At 70.9% G+C, this 19863-nt stretch carries 13 protein-coding genes and 3 pseudogenes; 10 read left to right on the top strand and 6 right to left on the bottom strand.

Annotated elements, in window-relative coordinates; all coding sequences use genetic code 11:
* Window positions 1-2 precede the first annotated feature (2 nt).
* From ACZ7HT_RS05175 to ACZ7HT_RS05165, 3 genes are read left to right on the top strand one after another with little or no spacing between them, the layout of a single operon-like run.
* Window positions 3-1139 carry a ferritin-like domain-containing protein gene (locus tag ACZ7HT_RS05175; RefSeq protein WP_471160081.1) on the top strand — a complete coding sequence of 379 codons (1137 nt, stop codon included), beginning with the start codon at window positions 3-5 and terminating at the stop codon, window positions 1137-1139.
* Window positions 1136-2080 carry a hypothetical protein gene (locus tag ACZ7HT_RS05170; RefSeq protein WP_471159917.1) on the top strand — a complete coding sequence of 315 codons (945 nt, stop codon included), beginning with the start codon at window positions 1136-1138 and terminating at the stop codon, window positions 2078-2080. The genes ACZ7HT_RS05175 and ACZ7HT_RS05170 overlap by 4 nt, the downstream gene beginning before the upstream one ends.
* Window positions 2070-3776 carry an NAD(P)/FAD-dependent oxidoreductase gene (locus tag ACZ7HT_RS05165; RefSeq protein ID WP_471159915.1) on the top strand — a complete coding sequence of 569 codons (1707 nt, stop codon included), beginning with the start codon at window positions 2070-2072 and terminating at the stop codon, window positions 3774-3776. The genes ACZ7HT_RS05170 and ACZ7HT_RS05165 overlap by 11 nt, the downstream gene beginning before the upstream one ends.
* 56 nt (window positions 3777-3832) lie before the next feature.
* Here the strand turns inward: ACZ7HT_RS05165 and ACZ7HT_RS05160 are convergent, their stop codons facing one another.
* A complete protein-coding gene (locus tag ACZ7HT_RS05160; RefSeq protein WP_471159912.1) occupies window positions 3833-5314 on the bottom strand; it encodes an FAD-binding oxidoreductase in 1482 nt (493 codons plus the stop codon).
* A 419-nt stretch (window positions 5315-5733) separates the two neighbouring features.
* On the opposite strand from ACZ7HT_RS05160, the gene ACZ7HT_RS05155 reads away from it, so the two are divergent.
* A complete protein-coding gene (locus ACZ7HT_RS05155) occupies window positions 5734-7017 on the top strand; it encodes an extracellular solute-binding protein (RefSeq protein ID WP_471159909.1) in 1284 nt (427 codons plus the stop codon).
* A gap of 142 nt (window positions 7018-7159) precedes the next feature.
* On the opposite strand, the gene ACZ7HT_RS05150 is transcribed toward ACZ7HT_RS05155, so the two are convergent.
* From ACZ7HT_RS05150 to ACZ7HT_RS05140, 3 genes and pseudogenes are all read right to left on the bottom strand, one after another.
* Window positions 7160-7744 carry an SMI1/KNR4 family protein gene (locus tag ACZ7HT_RS05150; RefSeq protein ID WP_471159907.1) on the bottom strand — a complete coding sequence of 195 codons (585 nt, stop codon included), beginning with the start codon at window positions 7742-7744 and terminating at the stop codon, window positions 7160-7162.
* Window positions 7745-7762: 18 nt separating this feature from the next.
* A pseudogene (locus ACZ7HT_RS05145) lies at window positions 7763-8176 on the bottom strand (DNA/RNA non-specific endonuclease); the annotation flags it as partial.
* A gap of 46 nt (window positions 8177-8222) precedes the next feature.
* A pseudogene (locus ACZ7HT_RS05140) lies at window positions 8223-11576 on the bottom strand (DNRLRE domain-containing protein); the annotation flags it as partial.
* A 514-nt stretch (window positions 11577-12090) separates the two neighbouring features.
* Here ACZ7HT_RS05140 and ACZ7HT_RS05135 point away from each other — a divergent pair.
* The 5 genes and pseudogenes from ACZ7HT_RS05135 to ACZ7HT_RS05115 all read left to right on the top strand — a co-directional run bounded on the left by ACZ7HT_RS05135 (window position 12091) and on the right by ACZ7HT_RS05115 (window position 16849).
* Window positions 12091-12777, top strand: a complete 687-nt coding sequence (locus ACZ7HT_RS05135; protein WP_471159904.1) for a VanZ family protein — start codon at window positions 12091-12093, stop codon at window positions 12775-12777.
* Between the two features lie 45 nt (window positions 12778-12822).
* Entirely contained in the window at window positions 12823-13500 is a 678-nt protein-coding gene (locus tag ACZ7HT_RS05130; protein WP_471159902.1) for a response regulator transcription factor, read from the top strand.
* Window positions 13493-14572, top strand: coding sequence for a sensor histidine kinase (locus ACZ7HT_RS05125; protein WP_471159899.1), 1080 nt, complete (start codon window positions 13493-13495; stop codon window positions 14570-14572). The genes ACZ7HT_RS05130 and ACZ7HT_RS05125 overlap by 8 nt, the downstream gene beginning before the upstream one ends.
* A gap of 85 nt (window positions 14573-14657) precedes the next feature.
* The gene (locus ACZ7HT_RS05120; protein WP_471159896.1) at window positions 14658-15878 is read left to right on the top strand and encodes an NAD(P)/FAD-dependent oxidoreductase; all 1221 of its coding nucleotides are present in this window, start codon (window positions 14658-14660) and stop codon (window positions 15876-15878) included.
* A 12-nt stretch (window positions 15879-15890) separates the two neighbouring features.
* Window positions 15891-16849 (top strand): annotated as a pseudogene (locus tag ACZ7HT_RS05115) (sigma-70 family RNA polymerase sigma factor).
* Window positions 16850-16864: 15 nt separating this feature from the next.
* On the opposite strand, the gene ACZ7HT_RS05110 reads toward ACZ7HT_RS05115, so the two are convergent.
* A complete protein-coding gene (locus ACZ7HT_RS05110) occupies window positions 16865-18025 on the bottom strand; it encodes an amino acid aminotransferase (RefSeq protein WP_471159893.1) in 1161 nt (386 codons plus the stop codon).
* Complete coding sequence (locus ACZ7HT_RS05105) at window positions 18018-19130, bottom strand: DMT family transporter (RefSeq protein WP_471159891.1); 1113 nt, start codon at window positions 19128-19130, stop codon at window positions 18018-18020. The genes ACZ7HT_RS05110 and ACZ7HT_RS05105 overlap by 8 nt, the downstream gene beginning before the upstream one ends.
* Window positions 19131-19287: 157 nt before the next feature.
* Here ACZ7HT_RS05105 and ACZ7HT_RS05100 point away from each other — a divergent pair, with 157 nt between their 5' ends.
* Window positions 19288-19776 (top strand): Lrp/AsnC family transcriptional regulator, encoded by a 489-nt coding sequence (locus tag ACZ7HT_RS05100; protein ID WP_471159888.1) that lies wholly within the window; start codon window positions 19288-19290, stop codon window positions 19774-19776.
* The last annotated feature ends 87 nt before the right edge of the window (window positions 19777-19863 follow it).

The raw sequence follows: 19863 nt of genomic DNA, 5'->3' as shown, positions 1-19863 counted from the left end.
CGATGTACGAGCTGGCGCAGCAGGAGTACAAGGAGCCGAAGGACGTCCCGGAGCTCCGGAAGTACCTCCAGGCGGCCCTGGAGGTCGAGCACCTGACCATTCCCGTCTACATGACGGGCTTGTACTCGATCAAGCCCGGGACCAACGCGTACGCGTGCGACGTGATCCGGAGCGTCCTCCTGGAGGAGATGCTCCACATGGCGCTGGCCGCGAACCTGCTCACAGCGGTGGGCGGGAAGGCGAGCGTGTCGACGTTCGTCCGGAAGTACCCGGCGAAGCTGCCGTTCGCCGACAAGAGCGTGCCCGAGGTCCATCTGCGGCACTACTCCCCCAAGGCGCTGTCGACCTTCCTGGACATCGAGCGGCCGCGGTCGTTCGTGTCGCCGAACGGGCAGAAGCCGACCGGGTGGACGTCCATCGGCCAGTTCTACGACGCCATCCGGCGCGGTGTGACCACCCTGGAGAAGGAGGCGCGCAAGAAGAATCCGCCGACGACCATCTTCACGGGCGAGAGGAGCGACCAGATCGGTCCCCGTGACTTCTACAACTCCGGTGGCGAGGTGTTCGCCGTCACCGACCTCACGACCGCGCTCCTCGCCATCGAAGTGATCAGCGATCAGGGCGAGGGCGCCCACGACACCATCTGGGACAGCGACGACAAGATCTTCGGCGAGGAGCGGCAGGTCGCCCACTACTTCCGCTTCAACGAGATCTACAAGGGCCGCCGGTACGGCAGACACGATCTGCCCCGGACCTCTCCGAGCGGCCCGCTCCTGGACATCACCTGGGCGGACGCCTATCCGATCGATCCGGAGGCGAAGGTCGAGGACTACGGCGACAGTCCCCACCTCAAGGCGCAGGCGGTCCTGTTCAACGAGACGTACGCCAAGCTCATCGCCGTCCTGGAGAAGACGTTCCAGGGCCGGAGCGAGCTGATGCACCACGCGGTCCCGCTGATGCTGGAACTGCGTGACGCCGCTCAGCGCCTGTACCGCAACCCGCACCCGAAGCCGGCGAGCGCGGTCGAGGGCCTGCACGCCTCCCCGACCTTCGAACTGACCGACGCGCTGCTCGCCAAGGGGCGGACCTACGCGGACGAGCTGGCGAAGAACACGAAGAAGAAGGAGTTCCAGTCATGAGTACGACGGCCAACGGCGCCGATCTCCCGGATCCGCTCCAGAAGTACAGCCTGCCGTTCTTCTACGGCAGTTTCACCAACTTCGGCCTGGACTACCTCGTGGACGCCGTGCCCGTCCGGGAGCTCCTGAAGAAGTCCAGCGGCGGCGACAAGGTCTCGGCGGGCATCTTCGACGGCGGCAAGGCGCTGGTGTCCCTCAACTACCAGCAGTACTTCGCCCAGTTCCGACGCGGTTCGGGCATCACGCAGGAGATCGAGCTGAACGTGGTGGCGTTCCCCACGAAGGACTCCACTCTGACACCGAAGCTCACGTACAAGGAGTACGCGTTCGGCGAGGATCAGACCCGCTTTCTGGGATTCTGGCGCACCCAGGTGGACTGCGACAGCCAGGTCGCCATCGATGCGGGCAAGGCGCTGTTCGACGAGCCGAAGCACAAGTCGGGTTTCGTCTACACCCTGCCCGTGGCCAACGGGACGACGCCCGCGGCCGTACCGCCGGCGGAAGCCCAGAAGCGGGCGGACGCCGTGGACGTCTGGCACGTGGACTGCGGAGTGTTCGGCTCGGAGGTCAACGGCGCCTTCCCCGCGGACAAGATCTACTACACGATCGACGCCAACCTGCGGGGCCTGTCGCCGCAGCCGGTCAGCGCGGCACCGTTCACGGAGTACGGTTCCCGCTCGGTCAAGGTGAACGGGCAGCCGAAGAAGAGGCCGGTGGCCGCGCCGCTGAACGTGTTCGGTCCGTACACCTGGTACGACCTGAGCAGTGCGAAGGGAAAGGTGACGGTGAAGCTCGGCCAGGCGCCGCAGCACCCGGGTTCGTACACGGAGACGTTCATCAAGCTGATCACGGGCCAGGACCCCGTCGGGGCCTGGGTCTACCAGTCGCCGCCGGTGGCCGTCCAGAACCGTCCGTACTGGATGCACGCCGATGTCTCGTAACGGCGAGGAGCCACCCGTACAGAAGGATCACCGCGACATCATCCTGCTCGTGCAGTCGGATCCCTGGCGAGGTTCCGCACTCGCCGAGCGGCTCAAGGAGCATTTCCACGACGCCTATCTCGTGCTCCGCGCGGCCGGCCGGGCGGACGCCGAAGGGACGCTGACCGCCGCCGCGGAGAGCGGACGCCGGATCGCCGCGGTCATCTCCGACGACGAACTTCCCGACGGGTCGGGGCGGGAGCTCCTCCGGGCCGCCGCCGTCGACGCGGCCCTGCCCGAAGGGAGCAGACTCGTGCTGTCTTCCGCGGCCCCGCCCGCGGGCGGGGCCGACGGCGGACTCCGGCTGCTCCCGCTGTCGCCCGCCGACGAGGGCCTCTGGCCGGCCGTGGAGGAGATGCTCTACGACTCGGCGGGGCCCGACGCGGTCAAGGCCGTCGTCCACGGTGACCGCCGGAAGAAGGAGGTCTTCCGGGTCCTGCGCTTCCTCCAGCTGAACAGCGTCCGGTACAAGGTGGCCCCTCCTCTGTCGGGCTGCACCGTCGCCGTCAGGGTGGGCGTCGACACGTTCCGCGACCCGAAGCTGATCGAGCTCGCCCGCCGGCTCAAGCTGGTGTCACACAGCGGGCGGTCCGCCTATGACCTCATCGTGGTGGGCGGTGGGCCGGCCGGCCTCTCGGCGGCGGTGAACGCGGCGGCGCTCTTCCTCGACCACGTGCTGGTCATCGAGAACGTCGCCCCGGGCGGCGCGGCGGGCACCGCGAGCAACGTGATCGACAACTATCTGGGCTTCCCCGACGGCGTCAAGGCCGACGAACTGGCCCAGCGGGCGATGCGTCAGGCGCTCAACCGCAAGATCGACTGGATGCCCGCCCATGCCGCCACGAAGCTGGAGACGACCGTACTCGGCGGGCTGACCCTGCCGACGGTCTACAAGGTCACCGTCACCACGGACGACGGCAAGTCCGCCGCGTACACCGCGCCCGTGGTGGTCGCCGCCTGCGGCGTCGCGCCGCGTCGACAGGGCGGGAAGAACGAGAAGACCTACGAAGGGCAGGGGGTGTACTACACGGCTCTGCCCAGCGACGCGAGAACGGTCGAGCAGGGCGACAGGATCGCGGTCGTCGGCGCGGGCGACACGGCGGGACGCGCCGCCCTGATGTTCGCGAAGGCGGGCGCCCACGTCACCATGATCATCCGCAACAAGCTGGACAAGGACATGCTTTCCCGCCTCGTGAAGATGATCAGGGCGGAGAAGCGCATCACGGTCCTGGAGGACAGCAACATCTCCGAGTACAAGGGCAGCACGGCAGGGCAGCTGACCGGAGTCGTCGTCAACCCCGGCGCCAAATCGCTCACCGTGACCTCCGCCTATGTGCTGATCGGGGCCGATCCGGACACCGAGTGGCTGGAGAAGGCCGGTGTGAAGGTCAAGCGCCGCAAGGAGACGGACAAGACCGGTTATGTGACGACCGACGTCGACGTGAAGCTCGAGTCCGGCCAGAAGACCCCGCCTCCCCTGGGCACCAGCCTGCCGGGGGTCTTCGCCGCCGGCGACGTCCGCTACCGGGGCGTCCGCCGGATCTCGATGGCCGCCGGTGAGGGGGCCTCGGCCGCGCTGTCCGTGCACAACTACCTGAAGGACCAGGTGGGCGTACCGTTCGCCGAGGACGACCCGCTGTCGGCCTACTACGCGTAGGGCAGGTCCCCCCGTACCGGAGGCCGCTCACGAAGTGGGCGGCCTCCGGGAGGGGTTCACGCGCGGGGGCGGCCGACGGCCTGCTGGTAGCGGAACAGACCGGCCGGGTCGTAGCGCCGCTTGACGGCGACCAGACGGTCGTAGTTGGGGCCGTAGTAGGCGTGTTGCCAGTCGCGCAGGTCGGGGTCGGGGAAGTTGACGTAGGCCGCGCGGGTGGCGAGGCGGCGGCCGAGCATGTGGTGGGCGGTGCGGGTCTGTTCCAGGAGGGCGCGCACCTCGCCCGGCGGGGTGCCGGGCTTCCAGTGGGTGCCGATGTCGATCACGAAGGTCGCGCCGCGGTGCGGATAGGCCGTCTCGTCCGGCCGGGGTGCGGCGCTGTCGCCGCCCATGGCGAACAGGGTCACGTAGCCGGTGGCCCGGCCGGGGCCCGGGCGCCAGCCGCGGGTCCAGTCGACGACGGCGGCCACCGTGTCGGGGGCGGGCCACCGGTCGGGGACGAGGGACTTGGAGGCGTAGGCCTCCTTCGGTCCGAGGGGTTCCATGAGGTAGTCCTGCGCCTGCCAGAAGCCGCGCTCCTCGATGAAGGTCCGTGTCGGTCGCAGCTGCAGAAGGGGTCTGAACAAGCGCCGCAGGGTGTCCTCGTCGCCGAGCCGGTGTCCGAGGAGCCACAGGGTGGTGGTGCCGTCGCCGGCGTGCTTGAAGCCGATCCGGACGTCGAAGTCGTTGTTCCGGTCCGCGTCGACGATGTGCCGCAGCTCCTCCATCACGCGGACGCCGGCGTCCAGGGCGAAGGTCAGGTCGAAGACCGTGGCGCGCAGGCGGGCGACGGACACGGCGTCGAAGACGAAGCCGGTGTTGATGCCGAAGTTGCCACCGGCTCCGCCCCGGCAGGCCCAGAACAGGTCGGCGTTCTCGTCGTCGGCCGCCCGTACCAGCGTCCCGTCGGCGAGCACGACCCGGGTCTCGACGAGCCGGTCGCAGGTCAGGCCCCACTTGCGGTCGTTGAACCCGAGGCCGCCGCCGAGGGTGAGCCCGGCGACGCCCACTTCCGGGCAGCGGCCGCCCGGGAAGTACAGGTCGGCCGCGCGGGCCGCGTACACGTCCGAGTTCGTGGCGCCGCCCCCGAGGCGCAGCCGACGTCCTCGGGGGACCACCGCGTTCAGGGCGCGCAGGCTGATCACCAGGCCGGGAGTGGTGGAGTAGCCCGCGTAGTTGTGACCTCCGGAGCGGGGCGCGAAGGGCACGCCGTGCTTGGCGCACCACCGGATCGCGGTCACGACCTCGCGGTCGGTCGCGCAGGCGAGGACACCGGCCGGGCGGACGAATGCGTAACGCTGGTTGTCGGGGGTCGCGCGCTCGTCGTACTCCGCGCTCCCGGGGCGGTAGAGACCGGCGCCCGGGCTGAGGCGCCGCCTCAGCTCACGCCAGGCGGCCGGCTCGACGTCGTCGCCCGCGAACGGCGCACGTGCGGCGGCCACGGCGACGGGAGCGGCACCCGCGCGCCCGCCACCGAGCCCGATCAGACTTCCGGCGGTCACGACGGCCGCCCCGGTGCGCAGTAGTTCTCTTCGGCCGGTCTCCACAGGCGATCCCCTTCGAGGTGAGTCCGGGCAGCGGGCGGCAGACCCGGGCCCGGGCGGCAGCGGCCCTGATGGCCGGGCCGTGTCCACCATGCGGGCAACCAGGGATGGTTACTCACCGTGACACCGTCGAAGGGTGGCAATTCACGCGACCGGCGGCAGCGGCGTCTCCTCCGTCAATAGTCCTCAGCGGAGCAGCGCAGGACATCGCGTAGGGTTCTACGCGCGTCATAATTGCCGCCGCTTTATCGGAAAACACCACTGGGAATGCCTGCGATTGGAGCAATGGCATAACCGCCGGGTAAGGGGGCGAAATATGCCCCTGGCCGGGAGAGAATTCCGGACGCACTGTCCAAAAAGAGCAAGAGGAATGACCCGTGCGACCGAGACTCTTCGGCATGACCGCCTCCGTGGCCGCTTTCGGCCTCCTGGGTTCCCTCGCCACCGCCTGCGGCTCGTCCGAGGGCGACGGATCCACGCTGCGCCTGGTGGCCCCCGAGTACGGCGACGGCCCGGCGACCAGTTCCAAGGCGTACTGGGACAAGCTGACCGCCGCCTTCACCGCCGCCCACCCCGGCAAGAAGGTGGAGGTGACGCTGTACCCGTGGGCCGACGTCGACCGCGAGGTCACGCGCATGGTCCAGGAGAACAACGCCCCCGACGTCGCTCTGATGGGCGCGTACTCCGACTTCGCCGCGCAGGGCCGCCTCTACTCCGCCGACGAGCTGCTGTCGATCAGGGCGGAGGCGAACTTCCTGCGGCCGCTCGCGGCGGCGGGCTCGGTCGACAACACGCTCTTCGGGCTGCCCTTCGTGGCCAGCAGCCGGCTGCTCTTCTACAACGAGGAGCTGTTCGACAAGGCCGGCGCGAAGCCCCCGAAGACCTGGTCGGACCTGAAGAACGCGGCCGAGGAGCTGAAGAAGGTGGGGGTGCGCTATCCGTACGCCCTGCCGCTCGGCCCCGAGGAGGCCCATGCCGAGGCCCTGATCTGGGAGCTGAGCAACGGCGGCGGGTACACCGACGTCAGCGGCGGCTACAGCATCGCCTCCGAGCAGAACACGCAGACCTTCCGCTGGATCAAGGAGAACCTGGTCGTGCCGGGTCTGACCGGCCCGGTTCCGCCGGCGCAGCTCAACCGTCAGGACGCCTTCGCCGCCTTCCTGCGCGGTGACGTCGGCATGGTCAACGGCTATCCGTCGCTTCTCCACGAGGCGAAGGCACGGGGCATGAAGGTCGGCACGCTCAGCATGCCGGTGTCGGACACGCTGGGCGAGGGGAAGAAGCCGCCGGCGGCGGGCGTCGCCGACTGGATGATGGCCTTCCGCCACGACGGCAATCGCGAACTGGTCGGCTCGTTCCTGGACTTCGTCTACCAGGACAAGAACCTCAGCGAGTTCGCGGGGCGCTACCACCTGCTGCCGGCGACGGTGTCCGCCTCCGAGGCGTCCGAGAGCTCGGCCGTGGACGACCACAGCACCGAGCAGTTCCTCGCCGCGCTGAACAGTGCCCAGCTCTACCCGGTCAACGAACCGTCCTGGCTGAAGGTCAGCAACACCATCAAGCGGAACATCGGCAAGGCCGTCGCGCCGTCCGCCGACCCGAAGGCCGTCCTGGAGGACATCGCCGACCAGGCCCGGGAAGCGCAGCAGGAGCAGCAGTAGCGCTCCCGGGTCTCCCCCGCTCACGGCAGCACCGCTCACAGCAGTAACGCTCACTGCAATACCCCTCACGGCAGTACCGGGCGCCGATGCCTTCGGCGCCCGGTACCGGACTCACTGATCGGCGCTCAGGCCGTGTGCCGGCCTAGCGCTTCCCCTCCCAGGGGTCGACGCCCTGCGACCAGAGGCGCCGCTGCTCGGCGTCGCCGAGGAAGAGCGCCGGTGCCCTCCCCCACAGGGCGAGGTCGCCGAACGGGCACTCGTCGAACTCCCCGCGCAGGACGCGCACGAGGAACTCGACCATCCCGCAGTCGTAGCGCCGCCACAGGTCGTCGTCCCGGTTGCGCACCAGGACCGGCCACGCGTCGGGGTCGTCGCCGGACGCGTCCCAGCACACCAGGTCCGAGCTGCCGGTGACCCCCCAGGTGATCAGCAGGGGCTCAGCGCCGTCGAGCTCGGGGGACTTCTTCTCCCGCGCCCAGGCGTCCTCCGCGTTGACCGTCTCCAGGAGCATGCCCCCGAACGGGGACGCCGGTTCGGCGCCCTTGTACTCGGGCTGCTCGATCACGAGGTAGGCCTGGATCGAGCCGGCGCCGTAGGCCTCGATGAACCGCCGGTAGTCGGTGGGGAACCCACGGCCCCACGAGGTGCCCATCCGGTCCCAGTCGATCGATACGCCGCCTTCGCCCGGCGGCGGCACCAGGCGCCGGAGCGCCTCCCATTCGGCCACCTGACTCACTCTCTCCTCTCATTCCATCGATCCGGTCGGGACCTGCCGACCGGTGTCAGGATCGTTGAACATGCCGAGATTCCGGCCTGCCAGGGTGTTCGACACGAAGGTGTCGATCCTGATGCCCGCGGACCCGTCCGGGTTCGTACCGTACGCGGTGATCTTGAACCCGAGCGAAACGGTTCTCCGGCCGCTGTAGGTGGGTGTCACCGAGTACAGGACGTCCTGTCCGGCCGCGACCGCCGCGGCGACCCGGTTCTCGTGGTTCTTCATGTTGTTGTCACCCTGCTGGGAGCCGGTCTGCCAGTCGTTGGCACCGCGCGCGCACGTCGCCAGGTTGTTCAGGTCGGTGCCCGAGCCGCTCAGCTGCTTGCCGAGGAGGTGGCAGGCGTTGATGTTCTGGTCCACCGGGTGCGCCCCGAGGAAGCCGGCCGTGCGCTGCGCCCACCGGTAGCCGGGAGGCGCGACCTTGGAGACGTCCGTCTTGGTTGCGCTCGGCGTCCCGCTTCCACAGCGGGTAGCCGGTCCGCTGGTCGTAGCACGACACCGTCTTGGCGCCGTTGGCCTCTTCCAAGTAGACGACGTTGTTGTCGGCGTCCCAGGACAGCTTGCTGACCTGCGACTTGGCGTTGGTGGTCTGCACCGGACGGCCGAAGTCGTCCGTCACGTAGTCCGTGGCACGGTTCTCGGCGTCGGTGACCCTGGTGGCGGTGAACTTGGCGTTCACGGCGTCCGGGGCGTACATGAAGGAGGTGGTGCCCTGCCGGCGGTCGGTGATCGCCTTGGTCCACCAGTGGTACTTCGGGTCGTCACCGGCCTGCGGGGCGTGGTACGCGAGCTGGGTGGCGTTGCCGCGGGGGTCGGTGACCTTGACCAGCTTGACGTTCTTGTTGCCCTGGGTGGCGTCGTACTCGAAGGCGAAGACCTTGGGCTGGGACGAGCCGGTGCCGTCGGTCAGCTGGGTGAGCAGGCCCTTGTCCGAGTACGCGAAGGTGAGCCTGCGTCCGAGATGTCGGTCATCGACTTGACGTGGTCGACGACCTTGGGGCCGGCGCCGTCGGCCTTGCCGTAGTACGTGACGGTCGGCGTCTGCCGGCCGACGGGGTCGGTGATGTAGGCGAGGAACTTGGTGGGCTTGTTGTTGGACTTGCGTTCCTCGTACGTGTAGGTCTGCGTGTTGCCGTTCTTGTCGACGACCGACGTCATGTAGCCGTCGCAGCCGAACACGAACCGGGTGCCGTCGGGGCGCGTGAGCGTCCAGGCGTCCGTGATCGGGCCCTTCTCCGGGGTGCAGTCGAGGCCCGGCTTCGGCGTGATCTTGAAGTGGACGCCGGCCGGGGCCTTCCACGAGCCGTCCGGCTGCTTCCGGAAGACGTGGGTCGTGCCGTCGCCGTCCGGGAGGCGGATCTCGGTCGGGTTCGGCTTGGGGTGGAACTCCAGCGGGGCGCCGAGGCGGATCGGTCCGGCGGCCTGGCCGGACCAGCCGGCCCCGAGGACGGTGTCCGAGGTGTCCAGGGAGTTGTAGGAGAACCGGACGAAGGTGTTGAGACCGCGGCCCGGGTTGGAGAACGCGTTGTAGTGCCAGACGGTGTTGCCGGAGGCCGCGTTGTTCATGACGGTCGAGCCGGCGCCGGTGTTCTTGCCGGCGAAGAAGTAGAACTTCTCCAGGCCGAGCGTGTCGGAGGTCGGGTCCTCGACGGCCACGTTCGCTGGAGGCCGGGGATGCCCGCCGTCGCGGACGCCCAGGTCCCGGCCGTCCTGTCGTAGACGTCCCAGGTCAGCGCGTAGTCGGTGCGCTTGTTGCCCGAGTCCGAGTTGATCGGGGTGCTCACCTGCGCCTGGAGCGTCACCGAGTCGCCGGGTGCGACGTCCCGGGGCAGGGCGGTCCTGATCTGGTTGCCGCCGTTGGTGACGTCCGTGCCCTCGGGCAGCGTCCACCGGTAGGTGAGGACCTGGTCGGCGGCCGTCCAGGTGGCGGCGGTGGTGTTGGTGAGGGTGACGTCCACCGTGTAGGTGGTGTTCGGGGTCATCCGGGCCGGGGTCTGCGGCGCGTAGTACGTCGACTCGGTGGTGGAGTCGACGTACGTGAGGACGATCCTCGGGCGGAGCCGCTGCTCGGCGCCCTCGGAGGAGAGGAACAGCGTCCGCTCCTGCGCGGCGGTCTCGTCGGCCGTCCTGACCATGACGCCCTGCTGGGAGGCGGGGGTGGTCACCCAGGACTGGGCGAGCGAGGTGACGTTCCACTCGTGGCGCGCCGGGTCGTTGCCGATGGACCCGTTGTCGGCCACCGGGGCGCCGGAGTCGCCGCCCTGACTGGTCCAGTCCGTGGTGGCGTTCGCCTTGGTCCAGGTGGCGGTCTCGTCGAAGTCAAGGGTGAGCGGCCGGAGTTCGTAGACCGCGCCCGCGGCGTCCATGGTGGTCTGCGTGCTCCACAGGCGCACGTCCGCTTCGAGGACGCGGGCCGTGGTGGGGATGCCGAGCGCCGGGAACCCCAGCAGGGCACGGGTCCTGCCGTACGTCGCCGAGTTGTTGCCGACCGAGAGCCAGGTCTGCGCCCGCCGCCGTCGAGGGTGTCGTGCGGGGCGGTGGGCTGCGTCGAGGACAGGGTGGTGTCCTGGGACGCCTCCAGGTTCTTCGTCGTGCGGCCGGCCTTCGGCAGCCGTACGAGCTGCGTCGGGGCGGGACGACCTGCCCGTCCTTCGTCTTCACCGCGACCATGTAGTAGTACGCGCGCCCGAACGGTGTTCAGCTCACCGGCCTTCTTGGTGACCACACCGCCCTTGGTGAACCGGACGGCGTCCGCGATCACCGAGGTGGTCGTCGACGCGGGACCGTCGCCGAGGACGATCTTGCCGAGCGTTCCCGCCTTGAACGGGTGGGAGCCGAGCGTCTTCCACACGCCGGCCGTGCCGGCCTGCTGGTTGACCGTGTACGTCTTGCTGCCACCGTCGTACGTGACGGTGTAGTCGTACGTGACGGTGTAGGGGGCGTTGGTGGCGCGGTCCGACGCGGGTATGGAGTGCGTCTCGACCTGGTAGGTGCCGTCCTCGGGGAGGCTGGGCTGCCAGGTGTACGTGTCGCCCGCGACCGAGTCCTTGTTGTACAGGTAGTCCTGGTTCACCGCGTACTGCGTGTACGCCGTGTTCCCCGAGGCGGGCCAGGCGCCGACGGCCGCGGTGCGGCCGGTGTCGCCGTCGTCGACGACGACGGCCGTGCCGGACAGCTCGCCGGTGATCGCGCCGGCGCTGTTCCAGGTCGCCGTGGACTCGGTCCAGGACTGGGTGGCGCGGTGGGCCTCCAGCTGCACCTCGGTGTCACCCGTGGTGTGCGTCTGGTCGTAGTAGAGCCGCAGGTCGGCGGAGTCCACCGGGGTGCCCGCGGGGATGCTGCCGAGCGGGAACCTGACCAGGGCGCGCGAGGCGCCGGTGCTGGTGTTGCCGACGGACAGGCGCCAGTTGTCGTCGTAGTTCGTCGTCGGACCGTCCGACGAGATCATCAAGTCCTGGGCGGTGGTCGGCGTCGGCGCGATCGCGATCGTCGGATCGACCGTGACGGAATACGTCCGCTCGGGGGCGGCCAGCCATTTCGCGTCCGGTGTGACCGTCAGCTTCCAGCCCTTGCCGGCCCGGGTGAGCTTCTGCTCGACGGACGTGCTGTAGGCGGCGCCGTACGGCGAGGAGGCGTCCTTCCTCGCGTCCGTCATGAACGCGGCCGGGATCACCAGGACCGGCTGCGCGGCCTCGCCGTAGAAGGCGACCGAGCCGTCCTTGCCGGCCTTCGGCGCCAGGCCGCCGGCGTCGAGGGTGAAGGTGAACGAGACCGGCCCGGCGGGCCGTTCGTGGGGGTGCCGCCGGTCGAGGCCTGCGGCGCCCGGGCGTCACCGGCGTCGTCGTCCTCGTCGGAGAACCAGCCCTTGAAGGTGTCGAACACACCCCCGTCACCGCTGTCCGACGCCGGCGCGGCAAAAGCCACGCCCGGCATCATGGAGGCGGTGACCGCTGAAACCCCACGAGGCAGGCCAGGGCCCGCCCGAATCTCACTTTCACGCCATTCCCTTCGTTCGCGCCCACCCGCGCATAAGCGAAAGGGGCGCACCGGTGCTTGGCGGGAGGGTTTCTCACCAAACGCGGAGAGCAGTGTCAACCGACTTCATAATTAGGACATTTGACGGTGCGACATAGGCCGTAGGGCATTTTCGACCGGAATGGCCGCGCCCTTGCATTCGCCGGTCCGAATGATGTACGCCTCTGTCGCATTCCCGCCGTCGGGCTGCGGGAATGCGTATATCGCGGGCGTATCGAAAAGCGCATACGCCGCCGCGACGGGCCTTCGTCTTCCATGGCGGCATGAACCACGACACGCCTCTGTCCGCGTCACCCCGCCGGATCGTGCTCCTCGCCCTGGCGGTCCTCGGCCTGACGAGCGCTCTGTTCGCGGTGCGGAGGCCGCTCATGATGTCCGCTCCGAGGTGCCTGGCGGGGCGGTGGCACGGCTGCTTCGACACGTTCAACGGCGTCGTGCTCCTCACCCTGGCCGCGCTCCCGCTGTCCGCCCTGGTGGTGTGGGCCCTGGCCCGCCGCCGGCGGGCCGCCGGTGCCGAGGCGCCGTGGCGCAGCTCGCTGGCCGAGGTGGGCCTGGTGCACGGGACGGTGCCGTTCCTGTGGCTGACGCTGATGCCGGGCGCCGGGGCCGGCACCGTCCCCGGCCGGGTGAGCCTGGTACCGCTGCGGGACCTGGTCACGATGGGTGCGCTCGGGATCGCCGGGAACCTGCTGGTCTTCGCGGCGCTCGGGGCCTTCGCCCCGATGCGGTTCGCTGCCGTGGCGTCCGTTCCACGGGTCCTGGCGCTCGGGGCGGGCTGCTCGGTCCTGGTCGAGACCGCGCAGTACGTGCTGCGGCTCGACCGGGTGTCCTCCGTGGACGACGTCCTGGTCAACGCCGCCGGCGCGCTGCTCGCCGCGCTGGCGACACGCCGCTGGTGGCGCACCGGGGCACGCACCGGGGCGGCGGAAGCGCCGGCACGGGCCGCCTGAGCCGCGCATACGTCGGCGATAGGTCGGGTTGCCTAGGCTTCAGCCATGCGCGTACTGATCGTGGAGGACGAGCCCTACCTGGCCGAAGCCGTACGGGACGGTCTGCGGCTCGAGGCGATCGCCGCCGACATCGCGGGCGACGGCGACTCCGCCCTTGAGCTGCTCGGCGTCCACTCCTACGACCTCGCGGTCCTCGACCGCGACATCCCCGGCCCCTCCGGCGACGAGGTCGCCCGGCACATCGTCGCCTCCGGCAGCGGCATCCCGATCCTCATGCTCACCGCCGCCGACCGCATCGACGACAAGGCCTCCGGGTTCGCGCTCGGTGCCGACGACTACCTCACCAAGCCGTTCGAGCTGCGGGAGCTCGTGCTGCGGCTGCGGGCGCTCGACCGCCGGCGCGCGTACGCCCGGCCGCCGGTCCGCGAGATCGCGGGCCTGCGCCTCGACCCGTTCCGCCGGGAGGTGTTCCGCGACGGGCGCTATGTCGCGCTCACCCGCAAGCAGTTCGCCGTGCTCGACGTCCTCGTCGCCGCCGAGGGCGGGGTCGTCAGCACCGAGGAGCTGCTCGAACGGGCCTGGGACGAGAACGCCGACCCCTTCACCAACGCCGTCCGCATCACCGTCTCCGCCCTGCGCAAACGGCTCGGCGAGCCGTGGATCATCGCCACGGTGCCGGGCGTCGGCTACCGCATCGACGCCGACGGGCACGCGGATGCCTAGACGCCCCGGGCTCAGTGTCCGCCTGAGGCTCACGCTCAGCTATGCCGGGTTCCTCGCCGTCGCCGGCGCTCTCCTGCTGGCCGTGGTGTGGGGCTTCCTGCTGCGCTACGTACCCGACAACGCGCAGGGCCTGCTCGGGATCTCGCCCAACCGCTACCTCCTGGTGCGCACCTTCGGCCCCGCCGCTGCCGTGGCGATGGCGTTCCTGCTCGTGTTCGGCCTCGTCGGGGGATGGTTCCTCGCGGGCAGGATGCTCGCGCCGCTCACCCGGATCACGGCCGCGGCGCGGACGGCCGGGAGCGGATCGCTGTCCCACCGGATCCGCCTGGAGGGCCGCCAGGACGAGTTCCGCGAGCTCGCCGACGCGTTCGACTCGATGCTGGAACGGCTCGAATCGCACGTCGCCGAGCAGGAGCGGTTCGCGGCGAACGCCTCCCATGAACTGCGCACCCCCCTGGCCGTCTCGCAGACGCTCCTCGACGTCGCCCGCAGGGATCCGACGCGGGACCGGGACGAGCTCCTGGCGCGCCTCGCGGCCGTCAACACGCGCGCGATCGACCTCACCGAGGCCCTTCTGCTGCTCAGCCGCAGCGACCAGGGGGCCCGCCGCGAGAGCGTCGACCTGTCCCTCGTCGCCGAGGAGGCCGCCGAGACCCTGCTGCCCCTCGCCGAGCAGCGGGGGATCACCCTCGACGTCACCGGGGAAGCGGCTTGGGCCGGCGGCTCCCCGGAGCTGCTGCTGCGGATGGTGACGAACCTCGTCCAGAACGCCGTCGTCCACAACCTCCCCGCCGGTGGCACGGTGACGGTCCACACCGAGGCGCGGGGCGAGACGAGCGTGGTACGGGTGGAGAACACGGGCCGTCCGGTCCCGGCGGAACTGGTGCCGACCCTCACCGAGCCCTTCCAGCGCGGTACGGAACGGGTGCGCACCGACGAGCACGCCGGGGTCGGCCTGGGCCTCGCCCTCGTGCACGGCATCGTCCGCGCCCACGACGGGACCCTCGACCTCGTCCCTCGCCCCGACGGCGGTCTCCTCGTCACGGTCCGACTCCCCCACATTCCCGTGTGACGCAGGTCACATTCCCCTCTTGTCAGGAATCGCGCCGCCGCCCCGGTCAATCCACGGAAGGCAAGCGAACCGACAGGAGCACACCATGAAGCACCGCATCGTCGTCCTCGGCGCCGGTTACGCCGGGAGCTACGTGGCTGGGAACCTCGCACGTCGGCTGTCCCCGGCGGACACCGAGATCACCGTGGTCAACGCCGTGCCGGAGTTCGTCGAGCGGCTGCGGCTGCACCAGCTCGCGGCCGGCCAGGAGATCGCGGCACCGCGGCTCACCGACGTCTTCGCGGGTACGGCGGTACGGCTGCGCCTGGCCCGGGTCACCGCCGTCGACCCCGACCGCCGGGTCGTCACCGTGGCCGACGCCGACGGCGGCGGCGAGCTCGGCTACGACACCCTCTTCTACGCGCTCGGCAGCCACGGCGACGACCGGCGCGTCCCCGGCGCCGCCGAGCACGCCTTCGACGTCAGCAGCCGCCCGGCGGCACTGCGCCTGCGCGAGCGCCTGGACGGCCTGGACGGACGGAGCGGAGGCGGCAGCGTGCTGGTCGTCGGCGACGGTCTCACCGGCATCGAGACCGCCACCGAGATCGCCGAGTCCCGGCCCGGACTCCAGGTGACGCTGGTCGCCCGCGGCGAGCTGGCCGCCCGGCTCTCCGCCGGAGCCCGCGACCACCTGCGCCAGGCCTGCGCCCGCCCGGGCGTCACCGTCCTGGAGCACACCACGGTAGAGGCCGTCGAGGCGACGCGGGTGCTGTGCGCGGACGGCACCGCCGTGACGTCCGACGCGACCGTGTGGACGGCGGGGTTCGCGGTCGGCCCGCTTGCGGCCGCCGGCGGCCTCGAGGTCACCGAGGACGGCCGGATCGTCGTCGACCGCACCATGCGCTCGGTCTCGCACCCGGAGGTGTACGCCGTCGGCGACAGCGCGTACACCCTCGGCGACAACGGCCTGCCCCTGCCGATGTCCTGCGCCTCGGCCGGCTACACCGGCATGCAGGCCACGGAGGCGTTCGTGGGACGCATGACCGGCCGCAAGATCGGGAACACCAAGCTGGAGTACGTGGGCAACCACATCAGCCTCGGCCGGCGGGACGGGATCCTGCAGCTGGTCGACCACGAGGGGCGGGCGAAGCCGAAGTACCTGGGCGGCCGGAAGGCCGCGCGGATCAAGGCGGGCATCCTCAGGATGTCGCTGTGGACCACCTCGCACCCGACCTTCGGCCTGCCGAAGCGCAGCCTCCACGGCACGGCCGCGACGGAGGAGTCCGCCCGGAGGACGGAGACGTCCGCCCAGAAGGCCGTCGCCTAGCCACCCGAGGACATCCCCGTGGACAGCATCACCATCGACGGCTCCGACATCAGCCGGTTCGAGGCCGGCCGCAACCGGCTGGCCTCCCTTGCGTACCGGATGCTCGGCTCCGCCGCCGACGCCGAGGACGCCGTGCAGGACGCGTTCCTGCACGGCGTGCCGCCGACCGGCAGCGGATCAAGGTGCCGGAAGCCTGGCTGACCAAGGTCGTCACCCACCTGTGCATCGACCGGCTCCGCTCGGCGCAGGTCCGTCGCGAGCGCGCCGCCGGAGCCTGGCTGCCCGAGCCGCTCCTGGACGGAGACCCCATGCTCGGCCCCGCCGACACCTTCGAACAGCGCGAGTCGGTGTCCCTTGCCGTGCTGACCCTCATGGAGCGCCTGTCGCCGGTGGAGCGGGCGGTCTACCTGCTGCGCGAGGCGTTCTCGTACAGCCACGCCGAGATCGCCGAGATCCTCGACGTCTCCGAGTCCGCGAGCCAGCAGCACCTCCACCGGGCCCGGGGCCGGATCACCGCCGCGCGGCGGCGCGGCGGTGAGGTCGACCCGGCGTCCGCCCGCAGGCTCGTCGAGGAGTTCTTCGACGCCGCCTCGTCGGGCCGGACCGAACGGCTCGTTGCGCTGCTCACGGACGACGTGACCGCCGTCTCCGACGGTGCCGGGCTGAGCGAGAAGCTGCTGCGGTTCGACACTCCCCAGCGCGTCGCCGCCGTCGCCCGGGGCGGGTTCAAGCCCAGTCCGGCGAAACGGCGCCTCGCCGGTGGCACACCCGCCGTCCACACGGCGCGCGTCAACGGTGCTCCCGCCCTCCTGTTCACGCTCGGCGACCAGGTCATCGGCGCCGTGACCTTCGACATCGCCGGCGGCAGGATCGCCACCGTGCGCGGCATCGCGGCCTCCACCCGCCTCGTCCGCCTCAACGCGGCCTGGCGGCGGCAGGAACCGGGCACGCCGCTCCGCGCCCGGTGGTGACGCGACCGAGCCGAGTCAGAGGGCGTCGGCGATGCCTCCCGCCAGGTACGGGATCCGGTGCGCGGGGACGCCCGCGATGTTGATGCGGCCCGCGGTCGTGCCGTAGATGCCGGACCGCCGGCGCATCCGGCTCATGCCCTCGGGGGTGAGGGGCAGCATCGAGAACATGCCCTTCTGGCGGGCGAGGACGCTCGCCCGCTCCTCGTGGCCGAGCGCGCCCAGGTGGGCGACGAGGTCCGTCCGGTTGGCGGTGATGCGCCGGCGCATGACGTCGAGTTCGGCGAGCCAGAGGCCCTTGAGCCGCTCGTCCTCCAGGACGGTGGCGACGACGGCGGCGCCGTGGTCGGGCGGCATGGAGTACAGGGTGCGGGCGGCGTTCTGGAGGGCGGTCTCGACGTGCCGGAGCGCGCGCGCCGAGGAGCCGAGGACGATGGCGCAGCCGGTGCGGTCGCTGTAGAGGCCGAAGTTCTTGGAGCAGCTGACGGCGATGAGTACTTCGGGGAGCCGCTCCGCCAGCATCCGGGTGGGGGCGAGGTCGGCTTCGAGGCCGTCGCCGAGGCCGTGGTAGGCGAGGTCGACGAAGGGGACCCAGCCGTTCGCCGCCGCGAGCGCGGCGAGCTCCTCCCAGGTCTCGGCGGTGGGGTCCGCTCCGGTGGGGTTGTGGCAGCAGCCCTGGAGCAGGACGACGTCGCCGGGTCCCGCCGCGCGGAGGTCGTCGAGCATGCCCTCCGGGTCGAGCCAGCGGAACGCGCGGACGGTGAGGCCGGCGCCTTCGAGGATGGGGCGGTGGTTGACGTACGCGGGGTCGCTGATCCACACCGTGGTGCCGGGGCGCGTCTGCCGTACGAGGTCGGCGAGGAGGCGCAGGGCGCCGGTGCCTGCCACGGTCTGGACGGCCGTCGCCCGTGCGGTGAGGGCTTCGGTGCCGAGGACGGTGGTGAGCATGGCGCGGTTGAAGGCCGTGTTGCCCGACAGGCCGAGGTACTCCTTGGAGCCGGAGCGTTCCGCCAGGCGTATCTCGGCCTCCTTGACGGCCGCCATGACGGGGGTGACGCCGGTGTGGTCGCGGTAGACGCCGAGGACGAGGTTGAGGCGCTCGGGGCGCGGGTCGGCGGCGTACTCGGCCGTCAGGTCCCACAGCGGGTCGACGGGCGGGGCGGGGAGGAGCTCAAGCATCGGCGGAGACCTTGGTTCGGGCGGGGTGGTCGGCGGGGGCTCCCGGCAGGGAGCCGTCGGCGGGGGCTCCCGGCAGGGAGCCGTCGGCGGGGGCTCCCGAGAAGGAGCCGTCGGCGGGCGCGACGGTGCGGCGGCGTCGGTTGGCCAGCGCGACGCCGAGGGTGATGAGGGGGACGCCGACGACGACGGGCAGCGTCGGCCTCTCGTCGAGGAGGGGCATGGCGAGGAGGACGACGGCGACCGGGCTGAGGCTGCCGACGACGGAGCTGCGCTCGGGGCCGAGGCGGCGGATGGCGAACGCGTACATCAGCCCCGCGCACAGGCCGACGCCCAGGCCCTGGACGACGAGGAAGAGCGCGATGTCGTGGCCGGCCGCGTGGGCGATGCCGGTGGGCAGGACGCCGCTCAGGACCAGCAGCGCGATGACGGCGAAGGAGGGCAGACAGAGCAGGCCGATGGACCCGATCGGGTCGAGGTCCACCTCTCGCAGGCCGACGGTGTAGAGGGCCCACAGGCCGCTGGCGACGAGCAGCGTGCCCGTGCCGAGCAGGACGTCCGCGTCGAGGGCCGCGGTGTAGCGCCAGACCAGGGCCACGACGCCGGCGACGATGAGGGCGAGGCCGGCCGCCTGGGTGCCGCGCGGGGCGCTCTTGCCGCCGGCGACCATGAGGGCGGAGACGAACAGCGGGACCATGCCGGGCACGATCGCCCCGACGAACGCGGCCGAGGTCAGGGAGCCGCCGTACATGGCGGCGAGGAAGAACGGGACCCCGGCGCCGCAGACGATCTTGGCCGCGGGGGCGAACCGGACGGCGGCAAGCCGCCGCCTGCGCCGCCACAGGGCGGGGGCCAGGACCACGAGCGGCACGCCGAAGCGGAGCAGCGCCGCGTCGGCGGGCAGCAGCGTGGAGCTGCTCAGAGCACGGGCGCTGAGGGCGAAGGCGGCCCAGACGGCCACGGTGAGCAGCAGCGCGATCATGCCCACGCCCTGCGGGGAGAGCCCGCCGAACCGGCCGGCACGGGGCTTCCCCTCGTACCCCTCGGACGGAGTGCGCGTCTCGCGCGCCTCCCCCGTTCCCGCCCCCACCGATTGCGTCGCGGCCACCGGCCGTACCTCCCACTCGAAGCCGTTCGGGCGGAGCCGATGTCCGGCTTCGCCCCGTTGGCAACGGTAGAGCTTGGGGCGGGGCAGCCGATTGCCAGTTCTGCCCTCCAGACATAGCGTGGGGGCAGAATCTGCCAAGATCCGCCAAGGAGAACCGATGGACGCCGTGGACTTCCAGATCATCCATGAGCTGCAGAGCGACGGCCGCCTGTCGAACCAGGACCTCGCCGACCGGATCAGGCTGTCCCCGTCCCCCTGTCTGCGCCGGGTGCGCCGCCTGGAGGAGTCGGGTCTGATCGGCGGCTACACGGCCACCGTCGACCAGGTGGCCTTCGGTCTGCCGATCACCGTCTTCGTACGGATCCGCCTGGAGCGCCACACGGCCGAGGCGGTCAACGTGTTCGAGCACCACGTGGGCCTCATCGACCACATCCAGGACTGCTATCTGATGGCCGGCAGCAGCGACTACCTGCTGAGGGTCGTCATCGAGAGCCTGGAGGCGTACGAGGCCTTCGTCCGCACCCGGATCCACGCCATCCCGGGCATCGCGTCGATCGAGTCGAGCTTCGCCTTCGGCAGCGTCAAGCAGTCGAAGGTCTACCCGCGGCCGGGGGTCCCGTCGAAGCGGCCGGCCGAACCGCGATGATCCATGTCACTGGCGCCGGATCTTCAACAGGCCGTCGCACAGCCCGTAGCGTTGCCGCGACGAGCCGGGCACGGTGAAGGGATCAGA

It is taken from the genome of Streptomyces sp. NPDC037410 (assembly GCF_055602235.1).
The sequence above is the reverse complement of the archived record's forward strand: the minus strand, read 5'-3'. Positions and strand labels throughout refer to the sequence as shown.

Bases quoted from the DNA above. Each gene is read 5' to 3' on its own strand.
- ACZ7HT_RS05175 (WP_471160081.1), top strand. From the start codon at position 3: ATGTACGAGCTGGCGCAGCAGGAGTACAAGGAGCCGAAGGACGTCCCG.
- ACZ7HT_RS05170 (WP_471159917.1), top strand. From the start codon at position 1,136: ATGAGTACGACGGCCAACGGCGCCGATCTCCCGGATCCGCTCCAGAAG.
- ACZ7HT_RS05165 (WP_471159915.1), top strand. From the start codon at position 2,070: ATGTCTCGTAACGGCGAGGAGCCACCCGTACAGAAGGATCACCGCGAC.
- ACZ7HT_RS05135 (WP_471159904.1), top strand. From the start codon at position 12,091: ATGAACCACGACACGCCTCTGTCCGCGTCACCCCGCCGGATCGTGCTC.
- ACZ7HT_RS05130 (WP_471159902.1), top strand. From the start codon at position 12,823: ATGCGCGTACTGATCGTGGAGGACGAGCCCTACCTGGCCGAAGCCGTA.
- ACZ7HT_RS05125 (WP_471159899.1), top strand. From the start codon at position 13,493: ATGCCTAGACGCCCCGGGCTCAGTGTCCGCCTGAGGCTCACGCTCAGC.
- ACZ7HT_RS05120 (WP_471159896.1), top strand. From the start codon at position 14,658: ATGAAGCACCGCATCGTCGTCCTCGGCGCCGGTTACGCCGGGAGCTAC.
- ACZ7HT_RS05110 (WP_471159893.1), bottom strand. From the start codon at position 18,025: ATGCTTGAGCTCCTCCCCGCCCCGCCCGTCGACCCGCTGTGGGACCTG.
- ACZ7HT_RS05100 (WP_471159888.1), top strand. From the start codon at position 19,288: ATGGACGCCGTGGACTTCCAGATCATCCATGAGCTGCAGAGCGACGGC.